The 17,736-nt window shown below is 45.3% G+C and carries 18 protein-coding genes and 2 pseudogenes; 5 read left to right on the forward strand and 15 right to left on the reverse strand.

Going from position 1 to position 17,736, the window contains the following annotated elements; genetic code table 11:
- The 3 genes and pseudogenes from V3S16_RS04795 to V3S16_RS04805 all read right to left on the reverse strand — a co-directional run.
- Positions 1-1,670 (reverse strand): PAS domain S-box protein (locus V3S16_RS04795; RefSeq protein ID WP_413883536.1); only part of this gene is annotated, 1,670 nt, incomplete at its 3' end.
- Between the two features lie 360 nt (positions 1,671-2,030).
- A complete protein-coding gene (locus V3S16_RS04800; protein ID WP_413883537.1) occupies positions 2,031-2,294 on the reverse strand; it encodes an AbrB/MazE/SpoVT family DNA-binding domain-containing protein in 264 nt (87 codons plus the stop codon).
- A gap of 166 nt (positions 2,295-2,460) precedes the next feature.
- A pseudogene (locus tag V3S16_RS04805) lies at positions 2,461-2,676 on the reverse strand (transposase); the annotation flags it as partial.
- 599 nt (positions 2,677-3,275) lie between these two features.
- Here V3S16_RS04805 and V3S16_RS04810 point away from each other — a divergent pair.
- From V3S16_RS04810 to V3S16_RS04830, 5 genes are all read left to right on the forward strand, one after another.
- The gene (locus tag V3S16_RS04810; RefSeq protein WP_413883538.1) at positions 3,276-4,460 is read left to right on the forward strand and encodes a hypothetical protein; all 1,185 of its coding nucleotides are present in this window, start codon (positions 3,276-3,278) and stop codon (positions 4,458-4,460) included.
- Positions 4,461-4,464: 4 nt separating this feature from the next.
- Positions 4,465-4,896, forward strand: coding sequence for a hypothetical protein (locus tag V3S16_RS04815; protein ID WP_413883539.1), 432 nt, complete (start codon positions 4,465-4,467; stop codon positions 4,894-4,896).
- Positions 4,897-4,922: 26 nt separating this feature from the next.
- Positions 4,923-5,822: a P-loop NTPase gene (locus V3S16_RS04820; RefSeq protein WP_413883540.1), complete on the forward strand. Its 900-nt coding sequence runs from the start codon at positions 4,923-4,925 to the stop codon at positions 5,820-5,822.
- Positions 5,823-6,088: 266 nt separating this feature from the next.
- Positions 6,089-7,108 carry a hypothetical protein gene (locus V3S16_RS04825; RefSeq protein ID WP_413883541.1) on the forward strand — a complete coding sequence of 340 codons (1,020 nt, stop codon included), beginning with the start codon at positions 6,089-6,091 and terminating at the stop codon, positions 7,106-7,108.
- 1 nt (position 7,109) lies between these two features.
- Positions 7,110-9,572 (forward strand): transglycosylase domain-containing protein, encoded by a 2,463-nt coding sequence (locus V3S16_RS04830; RefSeq protein WP_413883542.1) that lies wholly within the window; start codon positions 7,110-7,112, stop codon positions 9,570-9,572.
- A 369-nt stretch (positions 9,573-9,941) separates the two neighbouring features.
- On the opposite strand, the gene V3S16_RS04835 is transcribed toward V3S16_RS04830, so the two are convergent.
- The 12 genes and pseudogenes from V3S16_RS04835 to ltrA form a co-directional block, all read right to left on the reverse strand.
- The gene (locus tag V3S16_RS04835; RefSeq protein ID WP_413883543.1) at positions 9,942-10,043 is read right to left on the reverse strand and encodes a YpsA SLOG family protein; all 102 of its coding nucleotides are present in this window, start codon (positions 10,041-10,043) and stop codon (positions 9,942-9,944) included.
- Positions 10,040-10,696: an HAD family hydrolase gene (locus tag V3S16_RS04840; RefSeq protein WP_413883544.1), complete on the reverse strand. Its 657-nt coding sequence runs from the start codon at positions 10,694-10,696 to the stop codon at positions 10,040-10,042. The genes V3S16_RS04835 and V3S16_RS04840 overlap by 4 nt, the downstream gene beginning before the upstream one ends.
- A gap of 118 nt (positions 10,697-10,814) precedes the next feature.
- Positions 10,815-11,339 (reverse strand): SPOR domain-containing protein, encoded by a 525-nt coding sequence (locus tag V3S16_RS04845; protein ID WP_413883545.1) that lies wholly within the window; start codon positions 11,337-11,339, stop codon positions 10,815-10,817.
- 68 nt (positions 11,340-11,407) lie between these two features.
- The gene (locus V3S16_RS04850; RefSeq protein WP_413883546.1) at positions 11,408-11,812 is read right to left on the reverse strand and encodes a hypothetical protein; all 405 of its coding nucleotides are present in this window, start codon (positions 11,810-11,812) and stop codon (positions 11,408-11,410) included.
- 32 nt (positions 11,813-11,844) lie between these two features.
- On the reverse strand, positions 11,845-12,186 hold the full coding sequence (locus V3S16_RS04855) for an Mth938-like domain-containing protein (protein WP_413883547.1): 342 nt from the start codon (positions 12,184-12,186) through the stop codon (positions 11,845-11,847).
- A gap of 23 nt (positions 12,187-12,209) precedes the next feature.
- Complete coding sequence (locus tag V3S16_RS04860; protein ID WP_413883553.1) at positions 12,210-12,338, reverse strand: HU family DNA-binding protein; 129 nt, start codon at positions 12,336-12,338, stop codon at positions 12,210-12,212.
- Positions 12,335-12,586: pseudogene (locus V3S16_RS04865) on the reverse strand (integration host factor subunit alpha); the annotation flags it as partial. The gene V3S16_RS04860 and the pseudogene V3S16_RS04865, both read right to left, overlap by 4 nt.
- A gap of 351 nt (positions 12,587-12,937) precedes the next feature.
- On the reverse strand, positions 12,938-13,210 hold the full coding sequence (locus V3S16_RS04870; RefSeq protein ID WP_413883548.1) for an HU family DNA-binding protein: 273 nt from the start codon (positions 13,208-13,210) through the stop codon (positions 12,938-12,940).
- 288 nt (positions 13,211-13,498) lie between these two features.
- Positions 13,499-14,560 carry an ATP-binding protein gene (locus V3S16_RS04875; RefSeq protein WP_413883549.1) on the reverse strand — a complete coding sequence of 354 codons (1,062 nt, stop codon included), beginning with the start codon at positions 14,558-14,560 and terminating at the stop codon, positions 13,499-13,501.
- Positions 14,506-15,174 carry a helix-turn-helix domain-containing protein gene (locus V3S16_RS04880; RefSeq protein WP_413883550.1) on the reverse strand — a complete coding sequence of 223 codons (669 nt, stop codon included), beginning with the start codon at positions 15,172-15,174 and terminating at the stop codon, positions 14,506-14,508. The genes V3S16_RS04875 and V3S16_RS04880 overlap by 55 nt, the downstream gene beginning before the upstream one ends.
- Positions 15,131-15,361, reverse strand: coding sequence for a type IV toxin-antitoxin system AbiEi family antitoxin domain-containing protein (locus tag V3S16_RS04885; protein WP_413883551.1), 231 nt, complete (start codon positions 15,359-15,361; stop codon positions 15,131-15,133). Before V3S16_RS04885 ends, V3S16_RS04880 begins: the two co-directional genes overlap by 44 nt.
- Before the next feature lie 475 nt (positions 15,362-15,836).
- Positions 15,837-17,288: a group II intron reverse transcriptase/maturase gene (gene ltrA, locus V3S16_RS04890; RefSeq protein WP_413883552.1), complete on the reverse strand. Its 1,452-nt coding sequence runs from the start codon at positions 17,286-17,288 to the stop codon at positions 15,837-15,839.
- Positions 17,289-17,736 lie beyond the last annotated feature (448 nt).

The following is a 17,736-nucleotide window of genomic DNA, read 5'->3' on the forward strand; positions in this document are numbered from 1 at the left end:
CTGATAGAAAAATTTTCTGCCTTAATCTTGATTGATCCTCCATCCGGCATGGATTCAACCGCGTTAACAATCAGGTTTCTGACGACATGCTTCATCTGATCTAAATCAAAATCAATCAGCCAAAGATCATGTGGTATTAAAAAATCATATTTTACATTAGAATCCGACAGGACAAATTTTGTTGATTCCTTTAGCAAGTCTCCAATTGGACCTATTTTTTTTATCGGCAGTCCACCCTGTGAAAATGTAATCAGCTGCTTAGTCAATTCTTGTGCCCGCAAGGATGCTTTTTCGGCCTCTTTTAAATATTCAGAAACTCCAACTTCAGGTTTTAGATCGTCTTCTGCCAGAGAAATATTACCCATGATTACTGATAATAGGTTGCTAAAATCATGGGCAATACCTCCAGCTAAAATTCCAACCGATTCAAGCTTCATGGATTTCAGCCGCTCATCCTCCATCTTTTTCAGTCCGGTGATATCACGGACGATGTGAACAGCTTTAACAAGATTCCCATCTTCATCCTTTACCGGGTCTACCGTGATCCTCAACCAGCGATTACATTCCTGAACATGAAAATCTGCAACCTCACGCTGATGGGTTTGGAGCATCTTTTGCAATGGACACTCTGGAATTGGTTCCTCAATGCCATGTATTAAGCTGTAGCAGGTTTGGCCAATCATCTCTCCAAGTGGCACACCGACAAATTTTTCCCCAGAACGGTTGGTGCGCAATATGCGGTACTTCAGATCTATTAAACTTACCCAGTCGGACATGGCATCGAATGTAGCTACCCACTCCCTCTTGCTGAGTTGAATAGCTTTTTCGATCTGCTTACGTTCTGAAATGTCTCGCGCAAATGTGCAGTTGTACTCTTTGCCGCCGAATTCCAGGTAATTTACCGAAATTTCTACCGGGAAAATCCTTCCATCCTTTGTGCGATGATGAGATTCTATTACAAAGGAGCCTCTACGCTTTACTTCTGCCCAATTATCAGGCCAAAGCTCTTGAGCAAAATCCGGATTGATGTCGTGAACCGTCATCTTTATTAATTCGTCTCGTGTATAACCAAGAGTGCGGCAAGCCGCTTCGTTTACGTAAACAAAACGTGCATTAGAGTCCATCCAAAAAGCCGAGTCTGAAGAACGGTCAATTGAAAATTGCGTAAAGTGTAGAGTCTGCTCCGCCCGCTTGAAGTCAGTAATGTCATCAAATGTTGTATATGCCTGGTAGGGCTTGCTGTCACCCGGTCTATATTGCGGAACAGCATTAATTTTTATCCAGCGAAAATCTTCTTCTTTAGGGTTGAAAACCCCCATTATTGTATCTTTAACTTGTTCTCCTGTCTTTAGGGCCATCATTGCAGGGTGGGTCTCTTGGGGAAAATCAGAGCCATCTTCATGAATCGATTTCCACCGAGAATCCCTCGAAGTCCTACCTGTCATTTGGTCAAAAGATAATCCTAAGATCCTCTCGGCAGCAGGATTAGCAGATATGATATTTCCTTCTGCATTTTGATAGACAACACCTTGCGCCATAGTCTCAAACAGAATACGATGCTTCTTCTCACTCTCCCGTAGTGCCTCCTCCATAAGCTTGCGCTCAAAGGCTTCTTGCTCTAACTCCTTAATCTTTTGTTGCAATTCATCATATGTTGGTTTTTGACCCATTTACACATCCTCCGTTCGAACAGGAGAGATAATAATATAGGGTTTAGTGTTCGCCTATTTAGACCCTCTACTTTAAATATCGGCAATTATTATAAAAACTTTAGAAGTATGCAGGAAATATGTTGGTATGACATGCCACGGATGGACAATATAAAGACGCAACCCAATATTGTCACTTTTTTGGCGCAAACGCACAAATTTTTTCCTCAAGCGGTGAACATCCGGTCATAAAATTTAACTTTTTGGGAGCATCCATCCAGGCTGAGGCCAAAAACCTTAGCCAGAAAGTAGGCGGTAGAATCAGCATATTATAGAAATTTGTCAATGAATTGCCGTGGCCTGACAACTTCGATTCCCTTTTCACTTTTTACCTCGTACCTTGGCGAGAGCCGCTGCAATGTCAGAGCGTTTCATGCCCGCCTTTCCGGCTTGCCTGCGAGCTTCTGCAATTAAACCGTCGAATTCGTCAAGAGATGGGGGTGATATCGATTTCAAGATGACAATATCTTTGTCTCCCATTACAACGAATTGAGTGCCGGATTGAAGTCCCAGCTTTTTGCGGATAGCTTCTGGAATAACCACTTGACCTTTGGATGACATTTTTGTTGTGGATATATTAGCCATAGATGGCCTCCTTTGACTGGCTGATAATTTTCTTACTGGTAAGACCATAATCCTTTCTCTCCTCCTCCGGAACGAATATTTTCCGAAAAAGGTTATTTGAGGGTGTCACATTTTTCAACCGGCACTTATTGCCGTCACATTTTCAGTCCGGCCTTTAGAGGAAGTTCCATTGGAATACACTCTCCCCGCTAAAAAACTGAAAATAGGGATTCTCAACCCATCGTTCCACTATCGTTTCATCGGAAAGGTTATGAAGCTGTTTCAGAATGAGCAAAGACACCATTAAGCGGATCGGTTTTGCAGGTCTCCCTGTTTGGTGGTAAAGATCTGTAAAATGGTTTTCCAATTCATGCCAGGGAATACGCTTTGCCAGTTTGCATAAAGGGTATCCTATTATAGATGATCGGCAGGTATTCCGACTCCGTCGGATTTATCCCTCAGTCGGACTCTCTCTCCGAGCCGGAGGCCCGGCTATCACCGTCCGACCACATCTTACGAAGCGGCACCGTTTGCTTTATGCTACGGCCGGCTCCTTTGATCCCCGTCAAAATTTAGACATCGTCCTTGTCAAATATTTGGCAGTCAGTGCCTGTCGTTATCTCGGTCGTTTCGAAAAATCCTTATAACCCGTGAAATTCTAAAAACACGATATAGACGATCCACGTCAAATAGAACAATTCTGGGTGAACATCCAACAGGAGCCAAATGGCCGCATTTTAAACCGGGTGACTGCCTTAGTGGATCTGTGAGTTTCAACCGGTATAAAATGCGATTATCCGGCTGATCCCAACGGTTTTCAGTTTCACCGAGAATTACTGCGTCAAATATGAACAAATCTCCCTACAGCACAGGAAATTCTTTATTCAATCGTCACTCATCAGTCTTCAGTTAAAAAGTATGGCATAAACCTTGCAGTAGGCTACTTGTCATTAGAGGTTTAGATTATTATTCAAAAAAACAAAAACCGAAAGGAGAAAAAGCATGGCTGACGCAAAAGATTATGATAACAGTCAAGAAGAGTCAAGTACCTTGGGAGGGCTTCATCCTCCGGAAAAAGGTTCTGCATCGGCGGAAAGCAGGACTAAAGCCGACCGGTCGCCTAACAAAAAAATCGCGGCACTAAAGAAGCCCGTAGTAAACACAAAAAAGGGAGCCGGCGAATATGTAGAAAGATCATCGGGTCCTGTGGGCCTCGACGTCGGGACCAGTCACATCGTAGCCGCTCAAAACAATCGCAACTATGTGAACTCAGTTCAAGACCTCAATGCGTTCTTTACGGTGCCCAATGCAAAGTTTGCCAAAAATATCCTCAGTCAAAAAGAGATTAAGTTTTATGAAAATGCGCACGAGTACTATATTATCGGTTATTCTGCCCAGAGTTTTGCAAATATGTTCAACGTGAATACCCGAAGACCCATGAAAGATGGATTTTTAAGTCCGAAGGAAGATGTGGGCTTGAATGTCATCACAGCCATCGTAGAATCTCTTGTCCACGAGCCGAAAAATCCCGGTGAAATTCTATGTTTCTCTATCCCCGGCGAGCCCTTTGGCGGAACCGGGTCCGTCGTGTATCATGAGTCGGTCGTTAAGGGATTTCTTGAGGGTTTAGGCTATAAACCCATATCCATTAACGAGGGGATGGCTACCGTCTTATCAGAACTTTCCGACGAAGACTATACGGGCATTGGGATCAGCATGGGCGGCGGAATGTGCAACATCTGCCTCTCCTACCTCTCTTTTCCGGTCGTCACTTTCAGTATCCAAACGGCCGGAGACTACATCGACGAAATGGTAGGGAAAACCGTAGGAGAACCGGCGGCAAGGATAAAAGCGATAAAAGAGGAAGAACTGGATCTCTCAACAAATTCCACAGACCGAGTATCAAAAGCGTTACATATTTTCTATGATGAAGTCGTATTGAAACTTCTCGATAGCCTCAGGCGGGTCATAATCTCGACGGACAAGATCCCCAAGATTTCCACTCCGATCCCGATTGTATTGAGCGGGGGCACGGCCATGCCGAAAGGGTGTAAAGACAAGTTTGAAACGATGCTCAAGGCGATCGACATGCCCATGGAAATTTCTGAGGTGCGCCTGGCTGAAGATCCCCTGAATACGACTGCCAAAGGGGCTTTGATCATGGCCATGACAGAGGCGGAGGTGTAGACGGGTGTCCTCAAGGGTTCTCGTTTTTTCAGCCGATGAGCTCAGGGGTAAGATCCTAGAAAAAGTCCTGGACCGAAACGGTTTTGAATGTCTGGTCTTCAACCGGATTTTGGAAACCGGTGATGAGATTGTTCAGCATTCTCCTGAGGTTGTGATTGTTGATACGGAAAGATGCTTTTCGAAAGAGATAAACCACCTGAAAAATATTTGTCAAACGCTGAAACATGAGACTGTGATCGTGTTAGGGAAGGAGACCGTCATTGATCGTTTCAAAGAGCTTCGCATCCGCAAGGGCCTTTGTCTTTACGATCCGATTGACCCTGAGCTTATTGCAGTAAAAATCGAAGAAATCGTCTCGCGGAAAAAAAAGAAATGGAAACTCACCAAAAGCGATATGTTTGAAAAAACCTTGAAGCATTTATTGCACCTGGATTGAACAGATGCGGGATTGGTTGCTTTTTCGTGGATAATGGAAAAAATATTACAGCCATCCTTGGGCCGAAGGGGGGGGTCGGGAAAAGTACGATTTCGGCGAACCTTGCCATTGCACTATCCCGTATGGGCAAAAAGATTGTCGCCGTGGATCTCGACCTGGGCGCCTCAAACCTGCATGCGTTTTTCGGCATGAGGGGGTCACCGAAAAGCCTCAGCGATTTTATCCAAAATCGAGTCAAAAATTTGACGGATGTTGTTTCGATGACACCCATCGATGATTTAGACATCATCTGCGGCGGGGATGATCCGGGTATCGCCAATATGCCTTATCAAAAAAAGATGAAACTCATCCGTCATCTCTCCTCGCTAAACTACGACCGGGTACTTCTGGATCTGGCACCCGGGACCTCGTTCAATGTGCTGGATTTTTCCATCATCGCTCAACAGGCCCTGATGGTGACAACGTGTGAAGTGCCGTCTCTTTTGAACGTGTACAGTTTCATCAAGTCGGCTCTGTACAGGCGTCTTACATTTTTCTTTAAGCACAACGAGTGCTTCGAACTTTTAGAACTTTTGAACCAGGCCAAGGAACCGGAGAAGTATCCCCATCTCAAGACCATGGAGGGCTTTTTCAGTGAAGCCCGGCAGATGGATTCCGCTGCCACAGATTCGGCAAGAAAAATACTGACCCGCTTAAGACCCTTTGTGGTCGTCAACAGGGTTCGAACGGATAAAGATGCAAGGGTCGGGGAAGTAATCAAAAATCTTCTGAAAGAATATCTGAGCATTGAGACCGCCGTGATCATGACGATCCGTGATGATGCTGCTGTCGGCGATGCCATTGCAAAACTGAGCCCCGTAATGCTTGATGCCCCCGATTCGCCGTTTTCTGAAGATATTCAAAAGATTGCCTCCTGGCTCTGTTAGAAGTGTTTTTAAAACCCCCTAACCCGGATAAACCGGTTGGAGCGAAGCGGAAATCCCGTTTTAAATTTGGAGTACTTATAACTACTTGATATATAAGTTGTATTTTTATTTTCCCGTGCGTCGACATGTTGGCCTGAAAATTGCAATTTAACAAAGAGTCAGAGTGTATCATGTTGTGCGTGTTAAACTGCGAATTTTGAGGGCACCATGCAAGCGTAGGCGCTCTTAGGGGTGATGCAATGTATTATAGTAATTTTATAGGAAAAATGAAGTGTCAGATAATCGCTGCGGTTGAGCACGGTTCTATCGGTCTTGATATCGGAACATCCAACATTGTTGTATACAAAAAGGGCGAGTCAGAGGCGTCTGTACAAATGGAGCCAAATGTTTTTCTAACCGTGCCGTCCCTCCCGCAAACAAAAAATATTTTGACCGGTAATGATATTCAGTTTTTAGAAAAAAAAGAGTCTCTTTATATTCTCGGGAATCGCGCAGAGGAGTTTGCAAGCATTATGGGAAGGCGAACCAAACAGCCAATGGAAAGCGGTATGTTGAATCTCGGGGAAGATGAAGGAATTAATGTTATTCATGCCATATTAAACAGGCTGATTCCGTCGCCTAAAAAAGAAAACGAACCGTTGTGGTTCAGCGTACCGGGTAAATCCATTGATTCCCCGGGAGCTGCGATTTTCAACGAATCGGTCTTCAAAACCTACCTCATGAACCTGGGATACTTTCCCCAATCGATCAATGAAGGAATGGCAATTCTAATTTCGGAACTATCCGGCGGTCATGCCACCGGCATCGGTATCAGTATCGGCGGCGGGATGTGCAATATCTGTTTCGCATATCTATCCATTCCGGTGGTGACCTACAGTATTCAGAAAGGCGGTGATTTTATCGACAAAATGGTTGCCAGTTCCGTAGGCGAATCTCCCACTAAAATCAAATCGATAAAAGAAAAGGGACTGGACCTGTTGGGTAAGCCGAAAAACAACATAGAGCACGGGCTCCATGCTTGTTATGATAACCTCTTTTACACATTGGCAGAGAGTCTGGAACACGTCTTGAGTACGTCCGACAGTGTCCCGAAATTACGACAGGCAGTACCGATCATCTTAAGCGGTGGAACGGTTCTTGCGGCCGGGAGCCGTGAAAAATTTGCATCCATACTTCAAAAAGTAAAGCTTCCATTAGAGATTTCAGACATTGTCCTTGCTGAAAACCCCCTCCAGACGACGGCAAAAGGTGCATATCTGATGGCGGTGGGAAAAGGGTCTATCTAAAGTGAAAGCAAATGTCGCCATATACGCTACAAACAAGGTCCGGGGGCAGATTATCGCCAAAACCCTTTCTGTTTGCGGAATCCGAACGGATCTACTGGAGGACCCGGATGCTGCGTTCACCATGCTGGAGCGCGGGGAGTGCACGCTGGTCATAATTGATGTCAACAACAGCTTTCACGACAATATATCGGTTGTTCGGGGCATTGCAATTGCAGGGAGTTTCCCTGAATTTGTCTTGGTCCTCCATAGCAATCCCATCGACCTTTCTTATCTGGCAAAAACGGGCCTGAGAGAAGACCAATGTCTGGGTGGTCGCCTGGATCCGGAAGCCGTTTTTCTAATGGTCCAGGATCTTTTTAAAAGGATAAAGACCAAATACGGCTATTACAATTTTCCGAAAACCTCGAAAATCCTTGCACGGCGTAAAAAACAGAGAATTCTTGCCGCTAAAACTTACAGTCATAGGTTCAATCAAGCGGTTTTTGGAGGGCATCCAGACCATATATTCCTAAAAAAAACTATTTCCCGAATTTATCCGGGATTGCGGCTTGCTTTTTATTTTTTTTTGATTTCGCTAACCCTTTGCATCGGTCTCGTCGGGGGATATACATACTGGATTGTATCAACACTGCCGGACATTGATCTGCTCAATTCTTACTCTCCCTATAAATCTTCCAAACTATATACTTATGACAACATTCTATTAACAGAGCTGTACGTTCAACGACGCACGCCGGTGCCACTCAGCAGAGTGCCCGAACATGTGAAAAAAGCCTTTATAGCCACCGAGGACGCCAGCTATTTCGAACACATCGGCATTGACCCGATACGGATTATGGGAGCCCTCTATGCGGATATCAGGGCCGGTGAATATAAGCAGGGGGGCAGTACCATTACGCAGCAAGTTGCTAAGATGATTTTTCTTAAACCTGAAAAAACAATTATACGTAAAACCAGAGAAATCGCAATCGCGCTTCAGCTGGATAGAAAATTTACTAAAAATCAAATCCTAGAATTCTATTTAAATCAGGCGTATTTCGGTTCCAGGGCATATGGCATACAGACGGCTGCCGAAGCATACTTTGGAAAGAAGGTGGATCATTTGACGCTTGCAGAGGGAGCGATGTTGGCAGGCCTTCTCAAAGCGCCATCGGTATATTCCCCCTTTCAGAATCCGGAAAAATCCCTGAGAAGAAGAAATTTTGTTTTAAAGCGTATGCTGGAAACCGATGCGATTGATAAATATCAATATAGTCTGGCCGTGAAAAAGCCTTTGCCAAATATATTCCACGGAAGAGTTTCCAAGGCACCTTATTTTGTGGACTATTGTATCAAAAAGTTAAAGGAGAGATTTGGAGACCAGCTCTTTACCGGTGGCCTCAAAATCTATTTTACACTCGATTACAGGATGCAGCAAATAGCGAAGGAAGCCATCAAGAACGGGATGGCCGATCTTAAATCAAGGGGGGTGACAGATGCTCAGGCGGCACTTATCGCAATTGAGATCAAAACAGGAAAGATCAGAGTCATTGTCGGCGGAACCGATTATGAGAAAAGCCAGTTCAACCGGGCCACCCAGGCACTGCGCCAGCCCGGTTCGGCGTTTAAACCGATTGTCTATCTAACGGCACTTCTTAAAGGTTATAATTACGACTCGGTTATTCAGGACAAGCCGGTAACCTTGACTACGGATGAAGATCCCAGACCGTGGACACCTAAGAATTACAGCGGGGTGTATCGGGGCGCGGTAACGATGAAACAGGGTCTCGCCCTGTCCCTCAACGCGGCCACTGTCAATCTGGCATTACAGGTGGGTATTCAGGATGTGGTGAAAACAGCAAAACGGTTGGGAATTCAAAGCAAGATCTACCCGGTCTATCCATCCGCCTTGGGAGCGTCAGAGACGACATTGCTTGAGCTTGTCTCGGCCTATTCGACGCTTGCGACCGGAAAGCGGGTGGAAACCGAATGTATAGACCGGTTTATTGACAAAGAAACCATGTCTTTGCAGGAGCCTACCGGTAAGGCGGAAACCGTGATCCCTCAAGCCGCCTTGTACGGCATCCGTACAATGCTTGAGGCAGTCGTCAAGGAGGGCACCGGCAGAAGGGCTTTAAGCCTGAACCGGACGGTTTATGGCAAGACCGGAACCACTAACAAAAACATAGACGCTTTTTTCGTGGGTTTCGATGATAAATTTGCCGTCGGCGTCTGGGTGGGAAAAGACGACCGTGAACCCATAGGAAAAAAAGAAACCGGTTCCCGGGCAGCCCTTCCGATCTGGATTGAGTTTATGAAAAATATCCCCAACTCCGAAACCAGGATTGCTGATAAAGAAAAGGACATGCACACCAATTCAAATCATAACCTCAATTTTCCTTTTGATACAGGAAAAATTCCCAGAGAACAAGGCGGGGTTTTGAAAGTTATTACGGCCAGTAAGCTGAACAATAGTTTAAACTAAATTATTAATCCGAATTATGGTGATAGTGAATTTTTTCATGTAACGACTCCTTCAAATTTTTTAGACAACAGAAAATAAATATTGAAAAAACATGGATAATGAAAAATTGTTTTTTTATCAGACAACAAGCATAATACATAAAACTTCAAAAGAAGGGTGTGTCAAACAACCGCGTATCTATGAACTATAGTCAAATTTACAGGATATTGTGGCAGACCTCTTCTGCCGAAAATACAATCAAGATAGCTTGCCTTTATTGACACGTGCTAATCAAGGCAATCTATGCATGATTTGATAACAAAATCGACACATTTTGGTGTTTTAATTTTCAAGCTGAAAGGCTGGTATTGGAAAAGGGAAATAAAGCAATCAGCCCCAAAAATACATATACACGAATTCGAGTTTTATTGCAGCATCGAGGGCTGCCTGATCTGCACCGGTTTGACCGCCTGAGATGACTTTTTTTATCATACCTTTATGAGATCCAAAAGCTGGATAGGTTTATCAATAATAACATGTGCCCCATTTTCCTTAAGTTCCTTTACAGGGCGAAAACCCCAAGCTACTCCTACCGGAAACATTCCGGCAGAAACGGCCGTTTTCATATCGATAGCTGTATCTCCAAGGTAGAGAAAATCGGATGGCGATATTGACAGTTTTTCGGCTATTTCAAGAGCGGCTTGCGGACTGGGTTTACGAGGAACCGAATCGCGTTGCCCGAAAACAACACCGAAATCCCAATTTGATAAAAGGGATGTTACACAGTCTTTCGTAAGAGGGTCAGGCTTGTTTGATAAAATTGCAAGTTTTAAGCCCCGCGCATTCAATGCATTCAACATTTCCGGGATGCCATCGTAAGGCTTAGACTTAACATCATAATTGCGCCTGTAATCTTCGACAAATTCTTTTAAGCAAGTATTTATGAGGTCTTCATTTCGTTTTTCTTGGGGTAATGCACGTGTGAAAAGGACTTTTACACCTTCACCAATAAATTGGTAGTAGGTTGAAATAGGATGTATGGGGAAACCTCTATTTGATAGAACCCTATTTGCAGCATCACCAATATCATCTACGGTATCTATCAAAGTGCCGTCAAGGTCAAAAAGTACTGCTTCATATTTCATTATTTATCTTCCTCTGGATAGCTCCTTAGCCTCTTGTTTTAAAGTATTAAATAGACCGAAAAGTTTTTCATATCCCAATCTTATCCAAATCTATTTCCTTATGATATTCAGAATGAAATTATCGACATCCACAAGCTTTATCCCCTACTTCCTCTGAATTCTTTCCTTCCGCATCACGAAAAATAGGAGATATTTCAGGAACAACATAAAAATATTTAACAATCCCCCGCTTTATTTTAAAAACACTTCCATCGTAGGTGCCGCCTATACACTGAGCAACATAACTTCTTTTATCTTTGGAAAGATATTGAAAACCACAGTAAGGTATTACTTTAGCATATGAAGCAAGTTTTTTTTGCGTTAGTACTGTTGCAGTATTAACGGCATTATTATAATCAGAATAGGGTCCAATCAATACTCTAAACCAAGTTCCCTTATTGTTAATTTTGACCATTTTAATGAAAGCCGGTAGCTCCTTTTTCTTCAACCGTTCTTGATCAACAATAGCTTTATTTTCTTCCTGATAAGAACTAATATGTATAGCATAAGATGCTGCAAATAAATCAGGTGCCTTTACAACAAAGAAAAAAACAACAAACAGTATAGTTGTTTTTATTAATTTCCAAGAGTTTCCATTAAACATGCTTTATAGCAGCTCCAGTTTTCGTAGAGATTAGCACTGATAAGGTGAATGCCGGCCACACAGAAGGATCAAGCCTTCAAATACACGCCCTTTTTTACAGTCTTAACCTTGCCCCGCTTCTTAAGTTTATAAACATTATTATGAATCTGCTTCTCGCTAAATCCAGTCTTTTTCATCAGTGTAGCGGTATTAACACCTTTCTTGCTCTTTCTAATAATTGCCAGGACTGTATCAGTAATTGTCAATTTAGCGGGTTTCTTTGCAGCGACCTTTTTAACGGCACGTTTTTTAGCAGCGACCTTCTTTGCAACCGTCTTTTTCACGGGTTTTTTCTTAACAGTTTTAGCTTTCGGTTTCTGCGCGACTTTTGCTTTTTCAAGCTTCCCGACTGCGACAACTATTTGGTCAACTTTCTTTGCGAGTGCCTTGAGTTCTCTGTTAACGGCCTGCAGATTCTTTTTGAGATTTTTCATTATTGGTTCCTCCTTAGAATTTTGAGATTAACTTAACACGACAAATGAAAACCAACGGAAACATTTTTCCCTTTTTTAAAAAGACGATTGAAAGTTTTAACAGCTTTAGATGTTTTCTCCTCAATCAACTCAATACCATTGTCTTTTAGAAACTCACGTAAGGATCCAGTTGACTTCATCTGACCTGGGGAACCTTTACCGAGCACCAAAATATCGGGTTTGGATCTCAAAATATCTTGAATGTCGTCTACGTCAACAAAATGACCACGTTTACGCCACCATTCAGGGACAACTTTTCCCTGTATAATTTTCACATCATTGATGTATGTCACACCACTTATGACGATATTCCCAAAAGAGTATTGTTCGATCATGATATTTTTTTAATATCGGTCTATCAACGATCCACCCGCTCCCTCAATTTTTTACCACATTTGAAAAACAGTAACTTCTTAGATTCCACCCGAACCGGTTCCCCAGTTCTCGGATTCCTTCCGGCATACGCTTTGTATTGCTTTAGTCTTATCCATTCACTTTATCCCGCAACTTTCCAGAGCACTTAAACGTCACAACCTTTCTGGGTGGTAACATCATATCACCGCCGGTAGCAGGATTTCTGCCTCTACGTTCTGCTTTCTCTTTAACGCAGAATTTGCCAAACCCACTGATCAGGATATCTTCACCGGATTCAAGGGTCTTTTTAATGATTTCCAACAGGATTTCGACTGTTTCAACAGACTGTCCTCTTGAGAATCCTAACTGCTCTTTAAATTTGAATTCCCCGCTGCTTGTCGGAGCTGTGCGGAGATCCCGCCGTACCGGGGCAGCGCGGGATGAATCAAATAAAAAAAAACCTTTTAAAGGCAAAAGTGCGGTGCCGCAGCCCGGAGGGCTGTGGTTTACCCGCCGGCAGGTAAACCTTTCGCCGATCTGATCCCGCAGTCTGTGTGGCGGGAGCTTAATAAAATCGTAACGCGATTTTATTGATATATACCTATTGTGTCAAGGAAATTAATGTGTTATAAAAGCCCTGGGGCGCGATCTGTCTGAAAAAGGCAATATTTTTACAGAAGAATAAAGGCGGCCTATTTGATATTCAGAATCAAATAAACCGCCTTAAGCTTTTTAGATAGCGTCTTTGAGTTTCTTCCCGGCTTTGAATTTTACCGCATTTCTCGCCTTAATTTTCAAAGGCTCCCCTGTTTGCGGATTGCGACCCTTTCGAGCTTTCCGGCGGATTTTTGAAAATGTACCGAATCCTACCAGAGTTACCTTACCATCCTTTTTCTTTAGTGCCTTTGTGACACCATCAATAAAAGAGTCCAGAGCAGCTCCCGCAGCAGCTTTAGAAATTTTTGCATCTTTTGCCATGTTTTCAACCAATTCTGCTTTTGTCATCAATTTTCTCCCTTGTTTGTTTTTATCGTTCATTGGTCCATTAACAAATATACGCCTCAAGGTACTTCCACTCCTATCATCTCTGAACGTAAAAGGTGACTGCTAATTCACAATTCAAGCTTTGGCCCCGATCCCATTGATCTTGGTGCGTATCGTAACTTTTATTGCACCGACCTTATGCCTTGGTACAATTTGAAACGTCTATTTTTCATTTGATTTCAATTAGTTATAAACTTAACCGTCATTTAGCTTGGGCCAAACTTGGGCCAAAATCAGTATCTTTCTGAATTAATTGCCGGTACCTGGATACCATCTGGCTGCACTGGTTTTGCCAACAACACATATAATTTTTTCCGTTTTCATTTCAGCAAGTATCTTTTTCACCTGATCCCTTGAGAGTAAGGGTAATACCTCCCCTAAATCACGGAATTGGCTTCCCTGATTTTTATTATCTTTAATGTGCTTCAATAATAATTGCTTATTGGTTTCACGGTCAAGTCCGCGTTTACGGGTGTAGACGCCTTTCCGGTCGACAAACTCGTAATATTTTCTGGAGAGCATGTATTTCCGCCCGATGCGTTCAACGACCCCGGACTTGAGCAGAGACGGCATGCGATCACGCGCCCATTGAGGGAGCTTTTCTTCCCTGTTTATTAAATCAAGGGTGATAAAATCGGTGGCTTCGAAAAACACTTGACGCTCACGGCCGACCTTCTCCAGAAATGTTAAAAAGCGGGGATCCTGTACTTTCCCGTATAGCGTGAGGAATACTTCATAGTCATCGGTTCCACTGTAATCAGGCGGCTGTTTGCTCTCGCGGGCGCATAATTCGAACATTCGGTTGGCCCCCTGACCGGAACGCTCAACCATTCCGCATCTGGCAAATACCTCTGCGATGCGCCGGTTGCGAGGATGTTGCTTCCAAAGAATGTTTTCCGGAGTTATACCGGGCGGAAAACCACCCGGGCTGACAAGTTCGATTTTGGTGGGATACTGTTTAATGAATACAGAACCCGCGTGCCGATAATCCCTGTGGCTGACGACGTTTAGAATGGCTTCACGAATCACCAGTTCGTTAAAGGACGGAACCGTCAGCATAAAAAGGCCGTCCTGGTATTGATATTCATCGTTACGAAGATTGATGGTATTCCAGAGATCGTCATAGTACAGGAAAAAACCTTTCCGATATTCCTTACGCTGCTGAAACGGCAGTGAGGTTTCTTTTGATCGGTATTCAAAAATAGCTTCGGCCTGTGCAAGATGAATACCCTGGGCTTTACGGGTGCCCAAAAGGATTAATGCGGCATAGGTAACGCCGCCATCAACCAGAAGCTCGGCGTCTTCAAGCAATTGCTCTGAAGAAATGTAAGCAGTTCGTCATTGCCCGATCGACGATGCCATCTTTTTCTGAATGTTTCGATGGCGTGGTGGTCGAGTTCTTCAATGGTCGCCTCTTTACAAATCTGAGCCGAGAAGTCCGGTTCCGCCTCCGCAAATATCTGCTGCAGTTTTTCCGGTGTCATGGGGACAAGGGCGTCATGGCTGCGCATCCAGTATGCCCCCCTGTATTCAACGGGTCTTCCGATGGGCCTGGAGGGAACATGCACAACGACAATCCGGCCGTCCGGATGAACCATCTCCTCCACATCGATCCGTAGGTGGAGCCTGTCCAAAAGCTGAGCCTGGGTCTCGCCGACATCCGGGAAAGCTTCAGTCCCCGCAATCTGACGAGGCGGTTTGTCCGTCACCCCCAAAATGAGCTTCCCCCCTCCTTCGTTGGCCAGTGCGACACAATAACGGGTGAGCTTCTCGGAATCGAACTGCCGACCGGCCTGTTTGAATTCGAGATGTTCGCTTTCCGTCAGCCGGATCCATTTTTTTAAGGGCGCAAAAAGGCGCCCGGCAATCAGCCAGGGATCTTCAAGCGGCACATCTGCGGTACGGGATTCCAGAGGCACAGACATAAAGGCCGCGGCGCACTCGTGACATCCAACCCTTTTTGGCCCATCTTACAAGCATCTTGGCTGCATCCGAGGACTCAACATTTAAAATCCGTGCAGCCTCATCAACAGATACAGTGCCTTTTGTCCCCCGAATGATCGCCGCCATTCTTTCCCGATCAATTTTTCCGATACCTGTAAGTGTATTCATAGTATATGATATATGCTATAATTCGCTTAATAAAAGAATAACTGCATATATCATATACTTTTATGTCGCGTCAAACTATATTTTATATGTAATAATTCACTAATTCGTTGAATTTTATCATGTTTGATATAGTTGATGTGTGTTCGTTCAGATATAGATTGACACCGGTGGCAATCCAATTATTTGGGAAAAGTGAAGATTTGTAATCAACTAAAAAAGAGTAACCGTTCAGGGGTTCAGGGTTCAGAGGTTCACTGCAAATTTGAACCGTACCTGTGAACGACTAAAACTAATGCGTCCCACTAAAAAGGTTTCAGAAAGTCATTTACATATTTATGGGTGTCCCCTAAATCACCATTTACTCCAAATTAAACCAAATGAGTCAAGAGCAGTCGCGGTAGGAATGCCGGTTACCCGGCACCCCCCGCACAGATCCCAAGCATGCGGAACTACCGCACTGGGCTCCTGCCTCAGGTCAAACGCAGAAACGTTGATTCGGGTAAGGGTGCAGCACCCGCGCAGTGGGAATCCACTTCATCATCTGTCTTTGCATGCGTTCCCAGGTTAGGTTTCTACCTTTCTGGCTCCGTCTGCGCAAGGCGCGCAGCCAGGCATGGCCGATTTGTGTTCGGAAGGTATCCAAGGCTTCTCGGTTCCCGGGAACTGCGTGATAGTTAAAATGTCCCTGGACCACTGACCGCAGCCATCTTCCCTGTTCTGGTACCGGCTTGTGCCGGTGACGTTGAAGGGTCTGGCGGACCTCTTTGATTTTACTTCGAAGTCGTTTGCCGATGGTCTTGCGTAGAAGTTTGAACTTGCCGTCCTTTCGGCGCGTTGAACAGATATGGGTAAATCCGAGAAAGTCGAAGGTTTCCGCTTTCCCCTCTCCACGGCTCTTGCGGTTTTCGGCGGCAAAGCGGCCGAATTCAATCAGCCGAGTTTTATCGTCGTGAAGTTCCAAACCGAATTTGCCCATTCGCTTCCGCAGTTCTGCTTGGAAACGCACGGCATCCGACTGATATTGGAACCCCAAGACAAAGTCGTCGGCATAACGAACGATGTACACTTCGCCACGCGCATGGTGGTTGCGCCACCACTTCACCCAGAGGTCCAAGGCATAGTGCAGATAAATATTCGCCAGTAAAGGCGATATCACGGCACCTTGTGGCGTCCCCACCACGGTCTTGGACCACTTACCGTCTTCCGAGACTCCGGCACTCAAAAATTTGCGAATCAGTCGGAGGACTCGTTTGTCGGCGACACGGTGTTCCACAAACTTCATCAGCCACTCATGTTCAAGGCTGTCGTAAAAGCCACGGATATCCGCGTCCAGAACCCAGCTTACCTTTCGCTGCGTGATCGCGACGTAGATCGCATCCAGGGCATTATGTTGGCTTCGGCCAGGTCTTGATCCGTAGCTGAAGCCAAGAAAGTCCTCTTCGTATATTGACTGGAGGACCTCAACCAATGCTCGTTGAACAATCTTGTCTTCCATAGCGGTTATGCCGATGGGACGCTGTCGCCCGTCGGGTTTGGGAAGCCAGGTCCTTTTGCTCGCTCTGGCCCGATACCGTCCGCTATGAATTCGATCATGGAGCGTGATGAGGCGTTCATCTAAGCCCTCGCCATACTCCTGCCACGTCACTCCGTCGACTCCCGCGGCCGCCTTTGGGTTAAGCGAAAGATAGGCGGCATGCAGTCGTTCGATGTCGATGTGGTGCAGCAGATTAGTGAAACGCAGATCCTTGTCCCGCTTCGCTGCCTCTCGTACCCTGTCCAGTCCATTCGACGCTGCTTCCAACCCCTGTGTGCCGGTCACGGCTGTCTGAACACGGTTCCCCTCGGCCGGAGGCCTTTTCTCCACAAACTCCGCTGGTGGTTGGTCACGCCGTTGGCGTGATTGTGCACCTTTGTTCGTTCGCTTCATCGATAATATGCCTCCGTCCGACTTCCCAGGGGTTTACACGTCGGGCGTTCGGCCTTTGGCCTTCCACGACCGGGCCGGCTGTGGATGGCAGCCGGTCACCCCTGGGATCTCCCGGTTTCCGTGCAAAGAGTTTGCGTACATGCTCCGGTTCTCTGACTCCGCGGGTCCGATGCGCCACTCGCGTTAGCGCGACGTACCGTTTTGCCTTCCCTACCAAGTCACAAGGTCGGCAGCCCGAACTAGGTGATTTCGGAGCTCAATAGCCAGGCCTGTGGAACATCCCGATTCATCGGGGCACGCCCCCTGTCAACGCTTCGCCGCCTCCCTTACGAGAAGCCGACGCATGACTCGGGGCCACGGCTGGTCGCTATCCATTACCATGCGGGGGACTTTCACCCCCTACTCTTTGCCCCGCTGCACTTTTCAGCGGGGCGCTTTCGACCTGTCC

The sequence above is a fragment of the Candidatus Desulfatibia sp. genome, assembly GCF_036446775.1.
Classification (GTDB): Bacteria; Desulfobacterota; Desulfobacteria; order Desulfobacterales; family UBA11574; genus Desulfatibia_A.

Excerpts from the sequence above, each read along its gene's own strand:
- V3S16_RS04800 (WP_413883537.1), bottom strand. The coding sequence starts at position 2,294 with ATGGCTAATATATCCACAACAAAAATGTCATCCAAAGGTCAAGTGGTT.
- V3S16_RS04810 (WP_413883538.1), top strand. The coding sequence starts at position 3,276 with ATGGCTGACGCAAAAGATTATGATAACAGTCAAGAAGAGTCAAGTACC.
- V3S16_RS04825 (WP_413883541.1), top strand. The coding sequence starts at position 6,089 with ATGAAGTGTCAGATAATCGCTGCGGTTGAGCACGGTTCTATCGGTCTT.
- V3S16_RS04835 (WP_413883543.1), bottom strand. The coding sequence starts at position 10,043 with ATGATAAAAAAAGTCATCTCAGGCGGTCAAACCGGTGCAGATCAGGCA.
- V3S16_RS04840 (WP_413883544.1), bottom strand. The coding sequence starts at position 10,696 with ATGAAATATGAAGCAGTACTTTTTGACCTTGACGGCACTTTGATAGAT.
- V3S16_RS04845 (WP_413883545.1), bottom strand. The coding sequence starts at position 11,339 with ATGTTTAATGGAAACTCTTGGAAATTAATAAAAACAACTATACTGTTT.
- V3S16_RS04850 (WP_413883546.1), bottom strand. The coding sequence starts at position 11,812 with ATGAAAAATCTCAAAAAGAATCTGCAGGCCGTTAACAGAGAACTCAAG.
- V3S16_RS04855 (WP_413883547.1), bottom strand. The coding sequence starts at position 12,186 with ATGATCGAACAATACTCTTTTGGGAATATCGTCATAAGTGGTGTGACA.
- V3S16_RS04870 (WP_413883548.1), bottom strand. The coding sequence starts at position 13,210 with ATGACAAAAGCAGAATTGGTTGAAAACATGGCAAAAGATGCAAAAATT.
- V3S16_RS04880 (WP_413883550.1), bottom strand. The coding sequence starts at position 15,174 with ATGTCTGTGCCTCTGGAATCCCGTACCGCAGATGTGCCGCTTGAAGAT.
- V3S16_RS04885 (WP_413883551.1), bottom strand. The coding sequence starts at position 15,361 with ATGAATACACTTACAGGTATCGGAAAAATTGATCGGGAAAGAATGGCG.
- ltrA (WP_413883552.1), bottom strand. The coding sequence starts at position 17,288 with ATGAAGCGAACGAACAAAGGTGCACAATCACGCCAACGGCGTGACCAA.